The following is a 19,201-nucleotide window of genomic DNA, read 5'->3' on the forward strand; positions in this document are numbered from 1 at the left end:
ATTGATCAGAATGAAAAATCTTGGCCTTCTTTTATTGTTTGTGATTAGTCTTTCCGCTTGTTCTGAATCTGAAAAGGAAAGCAATCTGGTGGTCAATGGAAATATCAAAGGATTAAAAAAAGGTACAGTTTTCCTTCAAAGGATTGAGGATACTGCACTGGTGAACGTGGATTCGGTGGAAGTTAACGGCGATCCTCAGTTTGTACTGGAAACCTATATTGACAGTCCCCAGATGATGTATCTCTATCTTGAAAAAGTAGATAATTCTGAATATGATGACAGGCTGGATTTTTTTGCTGATAAAGGTGAGGTAAATATTACCACCCGCTTAGATAAATTTGAAACTGCCGCAAAAATTGTTGGCTCTCAAAATCAGGAAAAACTGGTAGAATACCGTAAAATGATGAAACGGTTCAACGACAGTAATCTTGATCTTATTAAAGCCAGTTTTGAGGCGCAGCAGGCTGAAGATGAAGATAAACTGATGGAAATTGACCAGCAGTATGATAAGCTTTTAAGAAGAAAATATCTTTACACGGTAAATTTCGCCATTAACAATAAAAATCTTGAGCTGGCCCCCTATCTGGCCCTTTCCGAAGTTTTTGATGCCAATATCAAATACCTGGATACCATCTATAATTCTTTGGACAAAAGAGTAAAAAAATCCAAATACGGAGAAGATCTTAAACGCTTTCTCAAAGAAAGAAGAAAAGAAGAAAAGAAGGAAAGTTAGAGGAAAAAATAGAATATGCTGAAGAAACATCCTCATAAATCATTTCTTCTGAAGGTTTTAAATTTTTGCTGTAAGGCCTTTTAATATTTCTTTAAACCAATTGGCTGCTCAATTCCCTAAATTTGGGAAAAGACTGCTATGACTCCTAATATTACTACTGAAAAAGATTACGATTTAATTTGCATAGGCGGCGGGATTATGAGTGCCACACTCTCCCTGATGCTGAAACTCATTGAACCCGAATCCAAAATTATTGTTATTGAGCGGCTTGAAAAAGTTGCCGAAGAAAGCTCTGAAGCATGGAATAATGCCGGCACGGGCCATTCTGCTTTATGTGAGCTGAATTACACTCCGGAAAAGGAAGACGGAACAATAGATATCTCCAAGGCCATTGAAATTTTTGAACAATTTGAAACCACCAAACAATTTTGGGCTTACCTGGTTGAAAAAGGATTAATCCAGGATCCCAAAAACTTTCTGCGGTCAGTGCCTCATCATAGCTGGGTGCATGGAAAAGATGATGTGAAATTCCTCAAAAAGAGGTTTGAAGCCATGAAGGCACATCCCCTTTTTGAAACCATGAAATATTCTGAAGACTTTTCTACCCTGCGTAAATGGTTTCCATTAATTATGAAGGACCGCAGCGAAGGTGAAAATCTTGCGGCTACAAGAATGGAAATTGGTACTGAAGTCAACTTTGGAAAACTTACCGAATATTATTTTAAGATTCTCGAGACCCAGTTTGATGTTACGGTTTTAAGAAACCATGAAGTTTTAGACGTAGACCCAGATGAAAAACTGGAATGGACTGTGGAAGCCAAAGATTTAAGTTCAGGAGACAAAAAATATTACGATGCCGGTCATGTTTTTATAGGTGCCGGTGGTGGTGCATTGCCCCTTTTACAAAAAGTAGATATAAAAGAAAAAGAGGGATATGGCGGCTTTCCCGTAAGCGGACAATGGTTGTTCTGCAAAAATCCGGAAGTGATTAAAGAGCATAGCGCCAAAGTTTATAGCAAAGCGGGGCCGGACGCGCCTCCTATGTCAACGCCACACTTGGATACACGGTATATAAACGGTAAGAAGGAACTATTGTTTGGCCCCTTTGCGGGATTCAGCACCAAGTTCTTAAAAGAAGGTTCAAAATTGGCTCTTCCAAAATCCATAAGGCTGGATAATATTCCATCGCTATGGGGAGTTTTCTGGCATAATTTACCACTTACGCAGTACCTTATAAAACAGGTTACCATGGGACATAAAGATCGTATGGAAGATTTACGGGTATTCGTGAAGGAGGCAAAACCAGAAGACTGGGAATTACGTGTTGCCGGCCAGAGGGTTCAGATCATTAAAAAAGACGAGAAAGAAGGTGGTATTTTAGAATTTGGGACGGATGTAGTACATAGTAAGGATGGCAGTGTAACCACTTTACTCGGAGCATCACCGGGCGCTTCTGTGGCAGTACCAATAATGGTAGATGTACTTAAAATTGCATTTCCGGAAAAAATAAAATCGGAGGCATGGAAAAAGAAGCTAACTGAAATGATCCCGATGTGGGACAGAAAAATTCAGGACCACATGAAAGAATTTAAAGAAGTTCAGGCTAATTCTTCAAAGAAACTGGAACTGGAAGTTTTACATTAGGAGGAGATCCAAAATTTCCAACGATAATTTATGACAAACCTCAGGTTTCCAAAACTTGTGAGGTTTTTATGCAAAAAAAGCAGCTTTCTCAGGATTGGTTGTTCTTCAGAATATATTAAAAAATAAAACCTCTCAATTTGCAAAATGAGAGGTTTTAAAAAAGAGCCGATAGAGGGACTCGAACCCACGACCTGCTGATTACAAATCAGCTGCTCTAGCCAGCTGAGCTACATCGGCAAAAATTAATTACAGGGCATTCACCTTTTCAACCAAAGCTTCAGCTTTAGTTTCAAATTCTTTATTTACTTCTTTAAAATGTTGTTTTTTATCCTGCACATCTCTCTTGTTGATCTTTTCAATCAATCCGTCAAAGGTGGCTATGGCTTCATCAACAATAGCTTCAGATTTTGCGGGGTCCTCCTGGGGATTGGCAGCCTGATGAAGATATGCAGCATCAATAATATCTCCCATAACATTATTCACATCCCTCTTCAAAATTCTTTTACTTGGCATAATTATTCAATTTTCCGGGTGCGAATGTAGTCTATTTTTCAATATACGGAAACAGGTAAATTAAATTTTTCAAAAAATTTTACTTTATATTTTCAAGTGCAGTCAGAGCCTCAGGAATATGTCTTTTAGCATTCATACTGTTAAACCGGTATTTAAGCATTCCCTGCAGGTCAAAAATAAAGGTTTCCCGGCCAGGAACCATTCCGAGCAAATTGGGTTTTACTCCAAACAACTCTCTTGCCTTCTGGTCTTCATCAGAAAGGATAATAAAAGGCAAATCGTATTTTTTAACGAATCTGGCATGAGAATCTTCAGAATCTGAACTAATTCCTATAACTTCCGCTCCCAGTTCCCTGAATTCCTCATATTGATCCCGAAACGAACAGGCTTGTTTTGTACAACCCGGAGTAAAATCCCTGGGATAAAAATATACCACAAACGGCTGAACTCCATTCAGCGAAGAAAAGTTAAAAATTTTTCCGTTTTGATCCTTTAGCTCCAGATCGGGTATGCTGTCTCCAATTTTAAGTGACATCTATTCGCCTTTATAGGTTACAAAATTCCGGGGAGTTTCGTACAAAGTTACCATAAGATCCAGATTTTCCCTCAATTCTTTCCGCAGTTTATTCCAGATTACCACCGCAATGTTTTCTGCAGTTGGATTCAGATTTTTAAATTCCTCTACCTCCACATTAAGGTTTTTGTGGTCAAAGACCTGCTCTACTTTTTCAAAAATCAAATCCTTCAGGATTTTAAGATCCATCACAAATCCGGTTTCAGGATCTATTTCTCCGGTTACCGAGACGGTAAGTTCGTAATTATGCCCGTGATAATTTGGATTGCTGCATTTACCAAAAACCGCTTCATTCTTAGCATCGTCCCACTCCTTTTTAAATAGCCGGTGGGCTGCATTAAAATGTGCTTTTCTGTGAACGGTTAATCTCATGCCTTTATATGGGTATAATATTTATCAAAAATAATCTTAAACCATTCGGTGTAAATATCGGGATTCTCCTTCATGTCTTTTTCAACATCTTCCAGAGAAATCCATTTCCAGTCGGCAACCTCATCAGGATTCAAATCGGGTTCCCCGTCAAACTGGCCCACAAGAATATGATCATACTCATGCTCTGTAAGTCCGTTATCAAAAGGAGCCTTATAAATAAAAGAAATTGTATCCTTTAATTCTGTAGAAAACCCCATTTCTTCATGTAAGCGCCTCTTTCCAGCTGTAATATTGCTTTCGCCTTCCCGCTGATGGCTGCAACAGGTATTGGTCCATAAACCGGGCGAATGATATTTTCCCAACGCCCTCTGCTGGATCATAAGCTCATTTTTATCATTAAATACAAAAACAGAAAATGCACGATGCAAAAGTGCCTTTTCATGAGCCTCTATTTTCTCCATCAGGCCTATTTGTTCGTCACTCTCGTTGACTAAAATCACCTTTTCCATTGCCATTCTTTCCCTCACTAACGGACTTACAGTTTTAGAGCCGGCAACTGGTTAAACGATATTATCATCTTTCCATCATGCCTGCTTAAGCCCCTGGTTAAAATCCAAATGTACAAAATAGGTGTCTGCTTTACCAAATAAGTTTGACCTGCTGCTTTCACTTTGGGTTTTGTTTAATCACTTAAAATCCACAAATTTCAGGAATGGTCATTTTTTCCAGTAATAATTCAAGATTAGACATGCGATTAATCATAATTCCGGACAATTAATCTTTTGTTTGGGATATCAATTGTGATCATTTCTCCAATCCAGTTTATTCCCATAATTCCTTCATAGATCAAACCATCAATAAATGTAGCTTTAAAATCTTTTACTGATACATTTTTAGAACTATCAGTTAATTCTGCCAAATTAGTGTAGTAATAACTATTTCCTTCTTCCGGTTTGAAAATGCTTGGCTTGAATTCACTATGTATTTTTGTGGAATCAATGTCTAACAATTCCATATATTCTGAATTAAATCTATAGACATCAAAACCAGCGCCACTATCCAGACCTACATTTAGAGAAAGTTTATCATTAAGTGTAACCTTTGTAGAAATACCTATTTTAATTTCTCTGTCATTTGAAATTTGTAAAGGCATTTCAAAATCTTTTTGGGTTATCAATTCATTCAAGGATTTTTCTGATTCAATACTCAGAATTTTATTTTTAAAATCAATAGTAATTTGTCTATCCTTAAAAGGCGTCAATGATATCAGGCCATCCAGCGGAAATTCAAGATCATAAACTGCGAATATTTCATTCTTTATTTTAAAATTCCCAATTTCCAGATATTTTGAATTCCATAGATCAGATTTTATTTCTTCTCCAGTTGCTCTATGTCCGGTATAGAAATGATTTGTTTCTTTAAGGTCTGTTATTTTATCTGCAAATTTCTTAGTTAACAGATTAATACCAGCTCCAGTATCAAATATAAAGCTTCCCTCTACTCCGTTTATTGTAGCAGGAATAATTATATGTCCGTTGGGCGTTTGTGTAAATGGAATATTTACCTGTTTGGGTATTTGCTGAGAATAAGATAAGCTTGTAAATAAGATTAGAATATATGTAATTAATTTAGTCATAAAAGATTTATGTATTGGTTTTATAAGTACAACGAATAGCCCGGGGTATTGTTACAATTTAATCGCATTGTAGAAATTCAGATTTCCGAATCAATAATGTTTGCCTGCGTACTGATAAAGCCAAGCGAATTTGGCTTATTCTTCCTTCCCAGATTCGTGAAATTAATAGTATTTTTGCCCTTCAAATGACGTGAAATGAAGAGTTTTCAGAAAGAAATAAAAAGAAGAAGGACTTTTGGAATTATTTCCCACCCCGATGCAGGTAAAACCACACTTACAGAAAAATTATTGCTGTTTGGAGGTGCAATCCAGGAAGCAGGAGCGGTTAAATCTAACAAGATTAAGAAAGGAGCCACCAGTGACTTTATGGAAATTGAACGCCAACGGGGGATTTCTGTAGCTACTTCTGTACTAGCATTTGAATACAAAGACATCAAAATTAATATTCTGGATACACCTGGGCACAAGGATTTTGCTGAAGATACCTTTCGCACCCTTACCGCGGTAGATAGTGTTATTGTGGTGATTGATGTTGCCAAAGGAGTGGAGGAACAAACTGAAAAACTGGTGGAAGTTTGCCGCATGCGGAATATTCCCATGATTGTTTTTATAAACAAACTGGACCGTGAGGGAAAAGATGCTTTTGAACTGCTTGATGAAATTGAGCAAAAACTAAAGCTTACCGTTACGCCTCTAAGCTTTCCTATAGGAATGGGATATGATTTTAAAGGTATTTACAATATCTGGGAGCAAAATGTAAACCTCTTTACCGGAGATCCGCGCAAAGATATTGAAGAAACTGTGGAAATATCAGATCTGGCTTCCGAAGAGCTGGACGATCTAATAGGAAGTACAGCAGCAGACACTCTAAGGGAGGAATTGGAACTGGCGCAGGGAGTTTATCCTGAATTTGAAAAAGACGCTTACCTCGCCGGAAATTTACAGCCGGTTTTCTTTGGTTCAGCCTTAAATAATTTTGGAGTGCGGGAACTGCTGGATTGCTTTATTAACATCGCTCCCACTCCAAGACCAAAAGATAGTGATGAGCGCGTGGTTGAGCCCGATGAAGATAAATTCACAGGCTTCGTGTTTAAAATTCATGCGAATATGGATCCAAAACATCGTGACCGTCTGGCTTTTGTAAAAATTGTCTCCGGAAAATTTGAAAGAAATAAATCCTATCTTCATGTAAGGAACAGGAAAAACCTCAAATTTTCGAGTCCAAATGCATTTTTTGCTGAAAAAAAGGAAATTGTGGATGTTTCTTATCCCGGTGACATTGTTGGCCTGCACGACACGGGAAACTTTAAAATTGGAGACACTTTAACTGAAGGAGAAACCTTGATGTACCACGGGATTCCAAGTTTCTCTCCTGAACATTTCCGTTACATCAACAATGCCGATCCTATGAAATCCAAACAACTGGAAAAAGGCATAGACCAGCTGATGGATGAAGGGGTGGCGCAGCTTTTTATTTTAGAATTAAATGGCCGTAAAGTAATTGGAACGGTAGGCGCCTTACAGTTTGAAGTAATCCAGTATCGCCTGGAACATGAATACGGTGCGAAATGCACCTATGAAAACCTTAATGTTCATAAGGCAACATGGGTGGAGGCCAAAGATACCAAAAGTGAAGAATTTAAAGATTTTAAACGGGTAAAAGCAAAATTTCTAGCCAAAGATAAGCAGGGGCAGTTGGTATTTTTAGCCGATTCCCAATTCTCTTTACAAATGGCCCAGCAAAAATATCCTGATATTAAATTTCATTTTACTTCTGAATTTTAGAAATCTTTTACTGATTTCCAAAAATTATGATTTTAAGCACCTGTTATAAGTCCAAAATACGGAAGTAAGAACCTTTGGTAAATTTTTATTTACTATTTTCGGTCCAAACCTAAATTTTATGAATCAACTGGACCGTCTCATTGCTGAATTTGCCTCCCTGGTATGGGGGCTACCTCTTGTAATTTTGCTAATTGGCGGCGGACTGTATTTATTAATTTCCTCAAGATTTCTACCTTTCCGTTACCTGGGACATTCGCTGGATTTGCTCCGCGGGAAATATGATGATCCAAATGCACCCGGTGAAATTAACCATTTCCAGGCCTTATCTACTGCGTTGTCTTCCACTGTGGGTATGGGAAATATTGCCGGAGTAGCAGTGGCTATCGCTTTAGGCGGGCCGGGTGCGGTATTCTGGCTTTGGATTAGTGCCATTGTAGGCATGTCTACAAAATTTTTTACCAACACCCTGGCCGTGATGTACCGCGGAAAAGACACTCAGGGAAATATCCAGGGCGGGGTGATGTACTTTATAGTGGAAGGCCTGGGAAAAGCATGGAAACCTCTGGCTGTATTTTTTGCTGTAGCAGGATTGGTGGGAGCCCTTCCGGTTTTTAACGTGAACCAGCTAACCCAGGCAATCAATACAATTTTACTGGAACCCCAGGGTGTTGAAACAGGTTTTACTACCAATTTAATTATCGGGATAGTTTTAGTTATCATAACTTCCGCAGTGATCCTTGGCGGACTTTACCGCATTAGCCGAACGGTTTCAAAACTGGTACCGGCAATGGTGGCACTTTATTTCATTTCTGTACTCGCCATTCTATTCGTAAATATTGATGAACTGCCACGTTATCTGGGATTAATTTTTACCGATGCCTTTGCTGCTGAAAATTACAAAGGTGAACCTTTGTTTGGCGGAATTGTAGGCGGATTGATGATATTGGGGATTAGAAGAGGAGCTTTTTCCAACGAAGCCGGAATAGGGACTGCAACAATGGCCCATGGTGCCAGTAAAACTTCAGAGCCTATACGTGAAGGCCTTGTTGCTATGCTGGGACCGGCAATAGATACCCTTGTTATTTGTACATTAACGGCACTCACTATTCTGGTTACCGGTGTATGGCAAAGCAGCGACGCCAATGGTGTTACTTTAACAGCCAAGGCTTTTGAAAATTCTATACCATATTTTGGAGATTACCTTTTGCTCTTGTGTATTGCAGCCTTCAGCATTTCCTCCTTATTTTCATATTCTTACTACGGAACCAAATGTCTTAATTTTCTGATAGGCGCTGAGAGAAAACACTACTATAACTATTTCTATATTCTGAGTATTCTTATTGGTGCAACAACATCATTAAGCATGATGATTAATCTTATTGATGGTTTCTTTGCTCTTATGGCCATACCCACCATGATTTCTACCCTGATACTTGCACCGAGAGTTATGAAAGCAGCAAGAATTTATTTTAAGAAGCACCTTGATTAATTTGTGTTATATTCAGCATTACGAAAATTAGGAGTATATCCGGTCATGTTGTGAAGATTACTTCGAGTTTTCCATTACTGCAAAAATCTTTAGTTCTTTTCCTGTTAATTTTTCCAATAAACTGGCTTTTCGTAAGCATCCCCAAATTTCCAGTTCAGGATCACTTTGAGTAGTGATAAGAAGATTAACAATTTCAGCCCCATTTTGTATTTCCAGCTTTTGGACATTTTGATAGTGGCTTCTATCTAATCCATCGGCCACCCTTAGAAGTGCCGAAAGCTTTTTAACTTTTTTCCTAAGCTTCTTATCCAGATCTTTATACCATTTATGCTTTTTGCGGGGAGCAGACCGGCGGTGGTATCTGGCAACATTAGCCATTATATTGATTTCATCTTCTTTGAAACCCAGTAAATCTGAATTTCGAATAAGGTATAGCGCATGTTTATGATGCTTTCTATAAGAAATATAGTAACCAATATCATGCAATAAACTGGCATATTCTAGAAGCTCTCTGTCTGGTTCCTCTAATTTAAGCTCCTCCTTAAATTCATCAAAAAGCTGTAGAGCAAAATTTGAAACATGGCGGGAGTGTGCTTCAGGCCAGTTACACTTCCGCAGCAATTCATAAACACTTCTACGGCGCGGATCCTGAAAACTACCAACAAGATCAAGATTAAGTTCTTCCTTTTTATTATTTATATAATTCAGAATCATTCCTTCACGAAGGGCTGCTTCTGAAATTTTAAAGTTTTGGATATTAGATTTATCCACCAGCAACTTCAACAAAACCATCCCGGGGTTGATGATATCCACCCTTTTCTCTTCCAGTTTTTTTTCCTTCAGACGTTGTTTTTTATCAAAATTGATAAAATCACCATACAAACTATTGAAATCTTCCGTATGAAACTCCAGTTCATTAAGGCTTCTGTTAGCCGTGAGAGAATTTCTTCCGGCTACCATGGCACCAACATTTTCCATTGTTCCTGAAGAGCCAATAATCGTTTTCACCTTATACTCCTTTAGCAACCTCAGTACTTCGGTAAGTTCTTCTTTAAAATGGTTCTGCAGCTTTTTTATTTCCTTCTTTTTAATAGGATCTGAACTTACAAAAGCTGCCGCCATCCTGGCAACCCCCAGTTTGAGACTATTGTAATATATAAATTCTTTACTGTTACCAATTATAAATTCAACGCTTCCCCCGCCAATATCCACCATCAAAACCATCTCTTCTCCTAAAACAATATTATGCCTTATGGCATAACCAATCATTTCAGCTTCCATTTTTCCTGAAATGGCACGTACTTTTATACCTACTTCTTCTCCTGCTTCATGTATAAAATCCCCGCCATTTTCAGCCTCCCGTATGGCACTGGTTGCAAAAGCCAGTATATTCTCCACATTATGGCTGTCGCACAAAAATTTAATTCTTTTTAGCGCTTCTAATCCCCTATCCATGGCATCACGGCTAAGGTGGTCCTCCAACCCCTTTTCAGCAAGGCTCACCATCTCCTTAAGCTTATCTACAGTTCTAAAACTTCCATCCGGATATATGTCTACAAGAACGGCGTGAAAAGAATTGGTGCCAAGATCTATGGCTGCAATACGTTTTGTTGCCTGGTCATTAAGAGGAGCTTCACTCATAGTCTTTAAAGTTATTTTTTTGGCACCTTTCCCTAAGGTAGCTAATTTGTTTTAATTGCTTCTTTGGCAAAACAAAAACCTCACAGGATCCATAGAAACTGTGAGGTGTTATAAAATTTTTTCTTACCGATCATGCCTGGCCGGTAGGGCCAAAATTTAACGGAAGGGGAGCTTTTTCGTAATCCCTGATTTCTCCGTGCGCCTTTTCAAAACGTTGAACATTATCTGCCAAAGCTTTCAGAAGTCTTTTCGCATGTTGTGGAGTTAGGATAATCCTGGATTTGACTTTATTCTTAGGTTTGCCCGGCATAATATTTACAAAATCAACTACAAATTCAGAAACCGAATGATTGATAATTGCAAGATTTGAATAAGTACCTTCAGCAACAGCCTCATCAAGTTCTATATTTATTTGTCCTTTTTTAGATTTTTTTTCTTCGCTCATGATTCTCTGTTTTTTCAATTTTAAAGTTACAAAAAATCCCGACTAAGGCCGGGATCTCTTATATAGTAAAAGAATCAGGGGGCATATGCCCCCTGATTTCAATATTAATTATAATTAACTTCCTGCTTTTTCTCGAGCATCTGGTCAAATTCTTCTTTGGAACCAACAATAATGCTGTCGTACTCACGCATTCCGGTACCTGCAGGTATTTTATGACCTACAATTACATTCTCCTTCAAGCCTTCAAGTTCATCTATCTTACCGCTAACCGCAGCTTCATTTAGTACTTTGGTTGTTTCCTGGAAGGAAGCAGCCGAGATAAATGATTTGGTTTGAAGCGATGCCCTGGTAATACCCTGAAGAACCGGAGTTGCCGTAGCGGCAGTTACATCTCTTGCAGTAACAAGATTCTTGTCTTCCCTTTTAAGAATTGAGTTTTCATCTCTCAAATCTCTTGGACTTACAATTTGTCCTGCTTTCAGGTTTTCAGAATCACCTGCTTCTTCCACCACTTTCATACCGAAGATCTTATCATTCTCCTCGATGAAATCTGATTTATGAACAAGCTGGTTTTCAAGGAAAATAGTATCTCCCGGATCCTGGATCCTTACCTTACGCATCATTTGACGTACTACAACCTCAAAGTGCTTATCGTTAATTTTCACACCCTGCAGCCTGTAAACTTCCTGAACTTCATTCACAAGGTACTGTTGTACAGCATTGGGCCCTTTAATGCTTAAAATATCCTCAGGAGTAATAGAACCGTCAGAAAGCGGCATACCTGCACGAACATAGTCATTTTCCTGAACAAGGATCTGGTTGGAAAGTTTCACAAGATACTTTTTAACCTCACCAAGTTTAGACTCTACAATGATCTCACGGTTACCACGCTTGATTTTTCCGAAGGAAACCACTCCGTCTATCTCACTAACCACGGCAGGGTTAGATGGGTTACGGGCTTCAAACAGCTCGGTTACCCTTGGAAGACCACCGGTAATATCCCCAGCTTTGGAAGATTTACGCGGAATCTTTACAAGAATCTTACCTACACCAATTTTCTCCTCGTTGTCCACCATCAGGTGAGCTCCAACCGGAAGATTATAAGAACGGATCACTTCGTCTTTTTTACCTAAGATATGAAGCGTAGGAATAAGTTTTTTGTTTCTTGATTCAGAAATAACTTTTTCCTGGAATCCGGTTTGCTCATCAATTTCAACCTGATAAGTTACACCCTGCTCCACATTCTCATACTTAATCTTACCGGCAAATTCAGAAATAATTACACCGTTATATGGATCCCACTGGCAGATAACATCTCCTTCAGAAACATCAGCTCCGTCTTCAATAAAGATCTGAGAACCATAAGGAATGTTATTGTTGCTCAATACCACCCCGGTATTCTTATCCTTTATCTTAAGTTCAGCAGTACGGGAAATAACAATATCTGATGTACTTCCATCCGGTGCTTCGCCTTTAACTACTTTCAGGTCTTCAATTTCAGCAACACCATCTAGTTTTGCAATCAATTTATTTTCTTCGGAAATGTTTCCGGCAATACCACCTACGTGGAAGGTACGCAAGGTTAACTGTGTACCAGGCTCCCCAATAGATTGGGCGGCCACAACACCGACGGCCTCACCTCTTTGCACCAGTTTATTGGTGGAAAGGTTTCTACCGTAACAGTTCACACATATTCCTTTCTTTGCCTCACAGGTAAGCGGGGAACGAACTTCCACGCTTTCAATAGGCGCATCATTTATTTTCTTGACCGCATCCTCAGTGATTTCTTCTCCCGCATTAACTAATAATTCGTCAGTTGAAGGGTTACGAACATCATACAGGGAAATACGTCCTAAAATACGTTCTCCCAGTGATTCAACAATTTCTTCATTTTTCTTAAGTGCTTTTACTTCAACACCTCTCAAAGTTCCACAGTCCTCATCATTTACAATCACATCCTGGGAAACATCTACCAAACGACGGGTTAAGTAACCTGCATCGGCAGTTTTTAGTGCGGTATCGGCAAGACCTTTACGTGCACCGTGGGTAGAGATAAAGTACTCAAGAATTGAAAGCCCTTCCTTAAAGTTAGAAAGAATAGGATTTTCAATAATTTCACCACCACCTGAACTTGATTTCTTAGGCTTGGCCATAAGTCCACGCATACCTGTTAACTGACGGATCTGCTCTTTAGAACCTCGGGCCCCGGAATCAAGCATCATATATACGGAGTTAAATCCTTGCTTGTCTTCGCGGATTCGCTTCATTGCCAACTCAGTTAAACCTGCATTGGTAGATGTCCAGATATCAATTACCTGATTATAACGCTCATTATTGGTAATAAGACCCATGTTATAGTTACCGATGATTCCTTCAACCTGCTCATTGGCTTCATCAATCATAGCTTGTTTCTCTTCAGGGATAATAATATCACCCAGGCTGAAGGAAAGTCCGCCACGGAATGCAAATCCGTAACCAAGAGATTTGATCTTGTCAAGGAATTCAGAAGTTTCAGGAACACTGGTAATTTTAAGAATATTGCCAATTATATCCCTTAAAGACTTCTTGGTAAGTACTTCGTTAATATAACCCGCCTTTTCAGGAACAGTTTCATTAAACAATACCCTACCAACTGTAGTTTCTATAATCTGGTAAACAAGCTCACCGGCATCATTAAAATCCCTGGCACGTATTTTAATACTGGCGTTCAGGTCTACTCTCTTCTGGTTATAAGCTATAATAACTTCTTCCGTAGAATAGAAAGTTAAACCTTCTCCCTGAACAGCTTCATCTTCGGTAGATTTTTTAAGCTTGGTCATGTAGTAAAGACCTAAAACCATATCCTGTGAAGGTACCGTAATTGGAGAACCATTTGCAGGATTAAGGATATTGTGGGAAGCAAGCATTAACATTTGCGCTTCCAGAATAGCCTCCGGCCCCAGCGGAAGGTGAACCGCCATCTGGTCACCATCAAAGTCGGCGTTAAATGCCGTACATGCCAGTGGGTGTAACTGAATAGCTTTACCTTCAATAAGTTTTGGCTGGAATGCCTGAATACCTAAACGGTGAAGCGTAGGAGCACGGTTAAGTAATACCGGATGACCCTTAAGAACGTTCTCAAGAATATCCCATACTACGGGCTCTTTTTTATCTATAATTTTTTTGGCAGATTTAACAGTTTTTACAATACCTCTTTCAATCAGTTTCCTGATCACGAAAGGCTTGTAAAGCTCTGCCGCCATATTCTTCGGAAGACCACACTCGAACATTTTTAATTCCGGGCCTACAACAATTACCGAACGTGCCGAATAATCTACACGTTTACCAAGTAAGTTCTGACGGAAACGTCCCTGCTTACCTTTCAATGAATCTGAAAGGGATTTCAGAGGACGGTTAGAGTCAGTTTTTACTGCTGAAGATTTTCTGGTGTTATCAAACAATGAATCTACAGATTCCTGAAGCATACGTTTTTCGTTACGTAAAATCACTTCAGGAGCTTTAATCTCCATTAATCTCTTAAGACGGTTGTTACGGATGATTACACGACGGTAAAGGTCATTTAAATCTGAAGTCGCAAAACGCCCACCATCAAGTGGTACAAGAGGACGCAATTCCGGCGGAATTACCGGTATTACCTTCATGATCATCCATTCCGGATTGTTCTCGCGGTTTTTATTGGCATCACGAAGTGCCTCAACAACCTGAAGTCTTTTAAGAGCTTCAGTCTTTCGTTGTTTCGAGGTTTCATTGTTTGCTTTATGTCTTAATTCATAAGAAAGTTCATTAAGATCTATTCTTCTAAGAATTTCAATAAGACATTCAGCTCCCATTTTGGCGATAAACTTGGTAGGGTCATTATCGTCCAAATATTGATTCTCCTGAGGAAGACTATCAAGAACATTCAGATATTCTTCTTCAGTAAGGAAATCCATTTTCTTAAGATCATTTCCTTCTTCATCTTTGGCATTACCAGGCTGGATTACCACGTAACGTTCGTAGTAGATAATCATGTCTAATTTCTTAGACGGAAGGCCAAGTAAATAACCAATCTTATTAGGTAAAGAACGGAAATACCAGATATGTGCTACAGGAACTACCAAATTAATGTGTCCAACACGGTCTCTACGTACCTTCTTTTCTGTTACCTCTACCCCACAACGGTCACAAACAATACCTTTGTAGCGGATTCTCTTATACTTTCCACAGGCACACTCATAGTCCTTTACAGGACCAAAAATACGCTCACAGAACAAACCGTCACGCTCTGGTTTGTGCGTACGATAATTGATAGTTTCCGGCTTAAGAACTTCACCACGGGATTCCGCAAGGATAGACTCGGGGGAAGCTAAGCCGATAGAGATTTTGTCAAATCTCTGTACTGTATTTTTATCATTATTTCTAGCCATAATAAATGCTGCTATCTAATTATTGTGAAAAATCTGTTTTAAAGGGCTGCCTTTGAAGCAGCCCATATGCTAAAACAGTATATTATTCTTCTAACTTAATGTCCAGGCCAAGACCTTTCAATTCATGCATAAGTACATTGAAAGATTCTGGTAATCCCGGTTCCGGCATAGGCTCTCCCTTCACGATTGCTTCGTAGGTTTTAGCCCTTCCTATCACGTCATCAGATTTTACGGTCAAGATTTCCCTAAGGGTGCTTGATGCTCCATAAGCCTCAAGTGCCCAAACCTCCATCTCACCAAAACGCTGACCACCAAATTGTGCCTTACCACCAAGTGGTTGTTGGGTAATTAATGAGTAAGGACCAATTGAACGCGCATGCATTTTGTCGTCAATCATGTGCCCTAATTTCAACATGTAAATCACCCCTACAGTTGCACGCTGGTCAAATCGCTCTCCTGTACCGCCATCATAAAGATAGGTGTGACCATATCTTGGAATACCGGCTTCGTCGGTTAGACCGTTAATCTGATCAATAGTTGCACCATCAAAAATAGGAGTCGCATATTTCTTACCGTTTTTCTGACCAGCCCAACCGAGTACAGTTTCATAAATCTGACCAATATTCATACGTGAAGGTACCCCTAGCGGGTTCAACACGATATCTACCGGTGTTCCGTCTTCAAGGAATGGCATATCTTCCTGACGAACGATTCTTGCAACAATACCTTTGTTACCGTGACGTCCCGCCATTTTATCCCCTACTTTAAGCTTACGTTTCTTGGCGATGTAAACTTTAGCAAGTTTAAGGATACCGGAAGGAAGCTCATCTCCAACAGAGATGGTAAATTTCTCCCTTCTTAGGTTACCCTGAAGGTCATTTTCTTTAATTTTATAATTATGCAGGAGATCTGCCACTAAAGTATTCAGGTGATCGTCTGTAGTCCAGGTACCCTGGGTAAGGTGAGTATAATCGTCTACAGCATTTAACATCTTAAGAGTATATTTCTTACCCTTTGGCATTACTTCTTCTCCAAGATCATTCTGAACACCCTGAGCAGTTTTTCCGCCAATGATAGCAAATAATTTATCTACCAGATCAGTTTTTAAACTCTGAAACTTAGCTTCATATTTTTGCTCCAGGGCTGAAATATCTTCTTTATCCTGAGCTCTTTTCCGCTTGTCTTTTATAGCCCTCGCGAAAAGTTTTTTATTGATTACCACTCCACTTAATGACGGAGAAGCTTTAAGAGACGCATCTTTAACATCTCCTGCCTTATCACCAAAGATAGCTCTCAAAAGTTTTTCTTCAGGAGTAGGATCGCTTTCTCCTTTTGGAGTGATCTTTCCAATTAGAATATCACCAGGTTTAACTTCGGCACCAATTCTAATCATACCGTGCTCATCAAGGTCTCTTGTAGCCTCCTCTGAAACGTTAGGAATATCATTGGTCAATTCTTCATTACCTAATTTGGTGTCACGAACTTCCAGGGAATATTCATCAATATGAATAGAGGTGAAAATATCATCCCTAACCACTTTTTCAGAAATTACAATTGCATCCTCAAAGTTGTAACCTTTCCATGGCATAAAAGCAACCTTCATGTTTCTACCAAGAGCAAGCTCACCAGCCTCGGTGGCATAGCCCTGGCAAAGCACCTGACCTTTAGCTACCCTATCCCCCACACTTACAATTGGCTTCAGGTTGATAGAAGTTCCCTGGTTGGTCTTACGGAATTTGATAAGATTATAAGTTTTGGAATCACTGTCAAAACTTACCATTCTCTCCTCTTCAGTACGATCGTACTTGATAGTGATCTGGTTTGCATCAACATATTCCACTTCCCCATCTCCTTCAGCATTAATCAATACACGGGAATCTGTAGCTACCTGTCTTTCAAGACCTGTTCCCACAATAGGAGAATCTGCTCTTAAAAGCGGTACAGCCTGACGCATCATGTTTGATCCCATCAATGCCCGGTTCGCATCATCATGTTCAAGGAACGGAATTAATGAAGCTGAAATAGAAGCAATTTGGTTAGGAGCAACATCGGTATAATGAACCTCTTTTGGATCCACAACCGGAAAGTCACCTTCCATACGGGCAATAACTTTTTCAGGCTCTATAGTACCATCCTCTTTTAAATCTATATTTGCCTGGGCAATTTTCTTTCCTTCCTCTTCTTCAGCACTTAAATAAATAGGCTCTTCAGAAAGATTAATTCTCCCTTCGGAAACCGTGCGATAAGGAGTTTCAATGAAGCCCATACCATTTACCTTAGAGTAAACTGCAAGTGAAGAGATCAAACCAATGTTTGGTCCTTCAGGAGTTTCAATAGGGCAAAGTCTTCCATAGTGCGTATAGTGAACGTCACGTACCTCGAAACCTGCTCTTTCCCTTGATAAACCACCTGGTCCAAGTGCTGAAAGACGACGCTTGTGAGTAATCTCTGCAAGCGGGTTCGTCTGGTCCATAAACTGTGACAACTGGTTAGTCCCAAAGAAAGAGTTGATCACAGAAGACAATGTCTTTGCGTTAATCAAATCAATCGGAGTAAATACCTCATTATCACGAACGTTCATACGCTCACGAATAGTACGTGCCATACGAGCCAAACCAACACCAAATTGCTGAGACAACTGCTCACCTACGGTTCTAACACGACGGTTGGAAAGGTGATCAATATCATCAATCTCAGCTTTAGAGTTAATCAACTCTATTAAATACTTAACAATGGTAATAATGTCTTCTTTGGTAAGCACCTGCTTATCCATAGCCACATCAAGACCAAGCTTTTTGTTCATTCTGTAACGACCAACTTCTCCAAGGCTGTAACGCTGATCTGAGAAAAACAATTTATCTATAATACCACGCGCAGTTTCTTCATCTGGCGGCTCAGCATTACGCAGCTGACGATAAATGTGTTCTACCGCTTCTTTTTCAGAATTGGTAGGATCTTTTTGTAGTGTATTGTGAATAATTGCATAGTCACCGGTCTGATTATCCTCTTTATGAAGAAGGATAGTTTTGCTTCCGGTTTCCACGATTTCTTCTATATGTTCTTTTTCAAGTTCTGTATCACGATCTAATACAATCTCATTACGTTCAATTGAAACTACCTCTCCAGTGTCTTCATCAACAAAATCTTCATACCAGGTATTCAATACACGGGCCGCAAGTTTACGACCCAATACTTTCTTAAGTCCTGTTTTTGATACCTTAACCTCTTCAGCAAGATCAAAAATTTCAAGAATATCCTTATCACGTTCAAAACCGATTGCACGGAAAAGAGTGGTAACAGGTAATTTTTTCTTCCTATCGATATAAGCATACATAACGCTATTGATATCGGTAGCAAATTCTATCCATGATCCTTTAAAAGGAATTACACGGGCAGAATATAATTTTGTTCCATTAGCATGGAAAGATTGTCCAAAGAAAACGCCGGGGGAACGGTGTAACTGAGAAACTACAACCCGCTCTGCACCATTGATACAAAAGGTTCCACTAGGGGTCATATAAGGGATTGTTCCCAAATACACATCCTGTACGATTGTTTCAAAATCTTCATGTTCCGGATCTGTACAATAAAGCTTCAATCTTGCTTTAAGCGGAACACTATAGGTAAGACCACGCTCAATACATTCCTGGATAGAATATCTTGGCGGATCCACAAAATAATCTAAAAATTCAAGTACAAATTGGTTACGGGTGTCCGTAATTGGGAAGTTCTCTAAGAAGGTATTATATAAACCTTCATTTCCCCGCTCTTCTGATTTTGTTTCTAATTGAAAGAAGTCCTGAAATGACTTAATCTGGATATCCAGAAAATCGGGATAATCAGGCCTGTTCTTTACAGAAGAGAAACTCAATCTTTCAGTTTGCTTTGCTAACATCTATGGACGGAATTATAATTTAGTTATATATGTGGGTGCGTTACAAGGACTGTGCCGTTATATACGCA

General features: G+C 39.3%; 13 protein-coding genes and 1 tRNA gene. 4 read left to right on the top strand and 10 right to left on the bottom strand.

Features of this window, described 5'->3' with window-relative positions:
* The first annotated feature begins 10 nt into the window (after positions 1 to 10).
* Both RM539_RS09085 and mqo read left to right on the top strand, forming a co-directional pair.
* Positions 11 to 733: a DUF4369 domain-containing protein gene (locus RM539_RS09085; protein ID WP_311503079.1), complete on the top strand. Its 723-nt coding sequence runs from the start codon at positions 11 to 13 to the stop codon at positions 731 to 733.
* A gap of 138 nt (positions 734 to 871) precedes the next feature.
* A complete protein-coding gene (mqo, locus tag RM539_RS09090) occupies positions 872 to 2,377 on the top strand; it encodes a malate dehydrogenase (quinone) (protein WP_311503080.1) in 1,506 nt (501 codons plus the stop codon).
* Positions 2,378 to 2,540: 163 nt separating this feature from the next.
* Here the strand turns inward: mqo and RM539_RS09095 are convergent.
* From RM539_RS09095 to RM539_RS09120, 6 genes are all read right to left on the bottom strand, one after another.
* Positions 2,541 to 2,614 (bottom strand) — tRNA-Thr (locus RM539_RS09095).
* Between the two features lie 9 nt (positions 2,615 to 2,623).
* The gene (locus tag RM539_RS09100) at positions 2,624 to 2,890 is read right to left on the bottom strand and encodes a hypothetical protein (RefSeq protein WP_311503081.1); all 267 of its coding nucleotides are present in this window, start codon (positions 2,888 to 2,890) and stop codon (positions 2,624 to 2,626) included.
* Positions 2,891 to 2,969: 79 nt separating this feature from the next.
* On the bottom strand, positions 2,970 to 3,425 hold the full coding sequence (locus tag RM539_RS09105) for a peroxiredoxin (protein ID WP_311503082.1): 456 nt from the start codon (positions 3,423 to 3,425) through the stop codon (positions 2,970 to 2,972).
* Entirely contained in the window at positions 3,426 to 3,836 is a 411-nt protein-coding gene (locus RM539_RS09110; protein WP_311503083.1) for a 6-pyruvoyl trahydropterin synthase family protein, read from the bottom strand.
* Positions 3,833 to 4,351 carry an isopentenyl-diphosphate Delta-isomerase gene (gene idi, locus RM539_RS09115; RefSeq protein ID WP_311503158.1) on the bottom strand — a complete coding sequence of 173 codons (519 nt, stop codon included), beginning with the start codon at positions 4,349 to 4,351 and terminating at the stop codon, positions 3,833 to 3,835. The genes RM539_RS09110 and idi overlap by 4 nt, the downstream gene beginning before the upstream one ends.
* A 239-nt stretch (positions 4,352 to 4,590) precedes the next feature.
* Complete coding sequence (locus tag RM539_RS09120; RefSeq protein ID WP_311503084.1) at positions 4,591 to 5,472, bottom strand: retropepsin-like aspartic protease; 882 nt, start codon at positions 5,470 to 5,472, stop codon at positions 4,591 to 4,593.
* Between the two features lie 195 nt (positions 5,473 to 5,667).
* Here RM539_RS09120 and RM539_RS09125 point away from each other — a divergent pair, with 195 nt between their 5' ends.
* Both RM539_RS09125 and RM539_RS09130 read left to right on the top strand, forming a co-directional pair.
* Positions 5,668 to 7,257 carry a peptide chain release factor 3 gene (locus RM539_RS09125; RefSeq protein ID WP_311503085.1) on the top strand — a complete coding sequence of 530 codons (1,590 nt, stop codon included), beginning with the start codon at positions 5,668 to 5,670 and terminating at the stop codon, positions 7,255 to 7,257.
* Between the two features lie 118 nt (positions 7,258 to 7,375).
* Positions 7,376 to 8,746 (top strand): alanine/glycine:cation symporter family protein, encoded by a 1,371-nt coding sequence (locus RM539_RS09130; RefSeq protein WP_311503086.1) that lies wholly within the window; start codon positions 7,376 to 7,378, stop codon positions 8,744 to 8,746.
* Positions 8,747 to 8,803: 57 nt separating this feature from the next.
* On the opposite strand, the gene RM539_RS09135 is transcribed toward RM539_RS09130, so the two are convergent.
* The 4 genes from RM539_RS09135 to rpoB all read right to left on the bottom strand — a co-directional run bounded on the left by RM539_RS09135 (position 8,804) and on the right by rpoB (position 19,133).
* On the bottom strand, positions 8,804 to 10,387 hold the full coding sequence (locus RM539_RS09135; protein WP_311503087.1) for a Ppx/GppA phosphatase family protein: 1,584 nt from the start codon (positions 10,385 to 10,387) through the stop codon (positions 8,804 to 8,806).
* Positions 10,388 to 10,517: 130 nt separating this feature from the next.
* The gene (locus RM539_RS09140) at positions 10,518 to 10,832 is read right to left on the bottom strand and encodes a DUF3467 domain-containing protein (protein ID WP_311503088.1); all 315 of its coding nucleotides are present in this window, start codon (positions 10,830 to 10,832) and stop codon (positions 10,518 to 10,520) included.
* 104 nt (positions 10,833 to 10,936) lie between these two features.
* Positions 10,937 to 15,238 (bottom strand): DNA-directed RNA polymerase subunit beta', encoded by a 4,302-nt coding sequence (rpoC, locus tag RM539_RS09145; protein ID WP_311503089.1) that lies wholly within the window; start codon positions 15,236 to 15,238, stop codon positions 10,937 to 10,939.
* A gap of 82 nt (positions 15,239 to 15,320) precedes the next feature.
* Positions 15,321 to 19,133, bottom strand: coding sequence for a DNA-directed RNA polymerase subunit beta (gene rpoB, locus RM539_RS09150; protein WP_311503090.1), 3,813 nt, complete (start codon positions 19,131 to 19,133; stop codon positions 15,321 to 15,323).
* Positions 19,134 to 19,201: the final 68 nt, after the last annotated feature.

The organism is Autumnicola musiva (assembly GCF_031846585.1).
Taxonomy (GTDB): Bacteria; Bacteroidota; Bacteroidia; order Flavobacteriales; family Flavobacteriaceae; genus Autumnicola; species Autumnicola musiva.

What these genes read in the sequence shown, in the direction of transcription:
- mqo (WP_311503080.1), top strand. Translation starts at nt 872, where the DNA reads ATGACTCCTAATATTACTACTGAAAAAGATTACGATTTAATTTGCATA.
- rpoC (WP_311503089.1), bottom strand. Translation starts at nt 15,238, where the DNA reads ATGGCTAGAAATAATGATAAAAATACAGTACAGAGATTTGACAAAATC.
- RM539_RS09140 (WP_311503088.1), bottom strand. Translation starts at nt 10,832, where the DNA reads ATGAGCGAAGAAAAAAAATCTAAAAAAGGACAAATAAATATAGAACTT.
- idi (WP_311503158.1), bottom strand. Translation starts at nt 4,351, where the DNA reads ATGGCAATGGAAAAGGTGATTTTAGTCAACGAGAGTGACGAACAAATA.
- RM539_RS09085 (WP_311503079.1), top strand. Translation starts at nt 11, where the DNA reads ATGAAAAATCTTGGCCTTCTTTTATTGTTTGTGATTAGTCTTTCCGCT.
- RM539_RS09125 (WP_311503085.1), top strand. Translation starts at nt 5,668, where the DNA reads ATGAAGAGTTTTCAGAAAGAAATAAAAAGAAGAAGGACTTTTGGAATT.
- RM539_RS09110 (WP_311503083.1), bottom strand. Translation starts at nt 3,836, where the DNA reads ATGAGATTAACCGTTCACAGAAAAGCACATTTTAATGCAGCCCACCGG.
- RM539_RS09120 (WP_311503084.1), bottom strand. Translation starts at nt 5,472, where the DNA reads ATGACTAAATTAATTACATATATTCTAATCTTATTTACAAGCTTATCT.
- RM539_RS09135 (WP_311503087.1), bottom strand. Translation starts at nt 10,387, where the DNA reads ATGAGTGAAGCTCCTCTTAATGACCAGGCAACAAAACGTATTGCAGCC.
- RM539_RS09100 (WP_311503081.1), bottom strand. Translation starts at nt 2,890, where the DNA reads ATGCCAAGTAAAAGAATTTTGAAGAGGGATGTGAATAATGTTATGGGA.
- rpoB (WP_311503090.1), bottom strand. Translation starts at nt 19,133, where the DNA reads ATGTTAGCAAAGCAAACTGAAAGATTGAGTTTCTCTTCTGTAAAGAAC.
- RM539_RS09105 (WP_311503082.1), bottom strand. Translation starts at nt 3,425, where the DNA reads ATGTCACTTAAAATTGGAGACAGCATACCCGATCTGGAGCTAAAGGAT.
- RM539_RS09130 (WP_311503086.1), top strand. Translation starts at nt 7,376, where the DNA reads ATGAATCAACTGGACCGTCTCATTGCTGAATTTGCCTCCCTGGTATGG.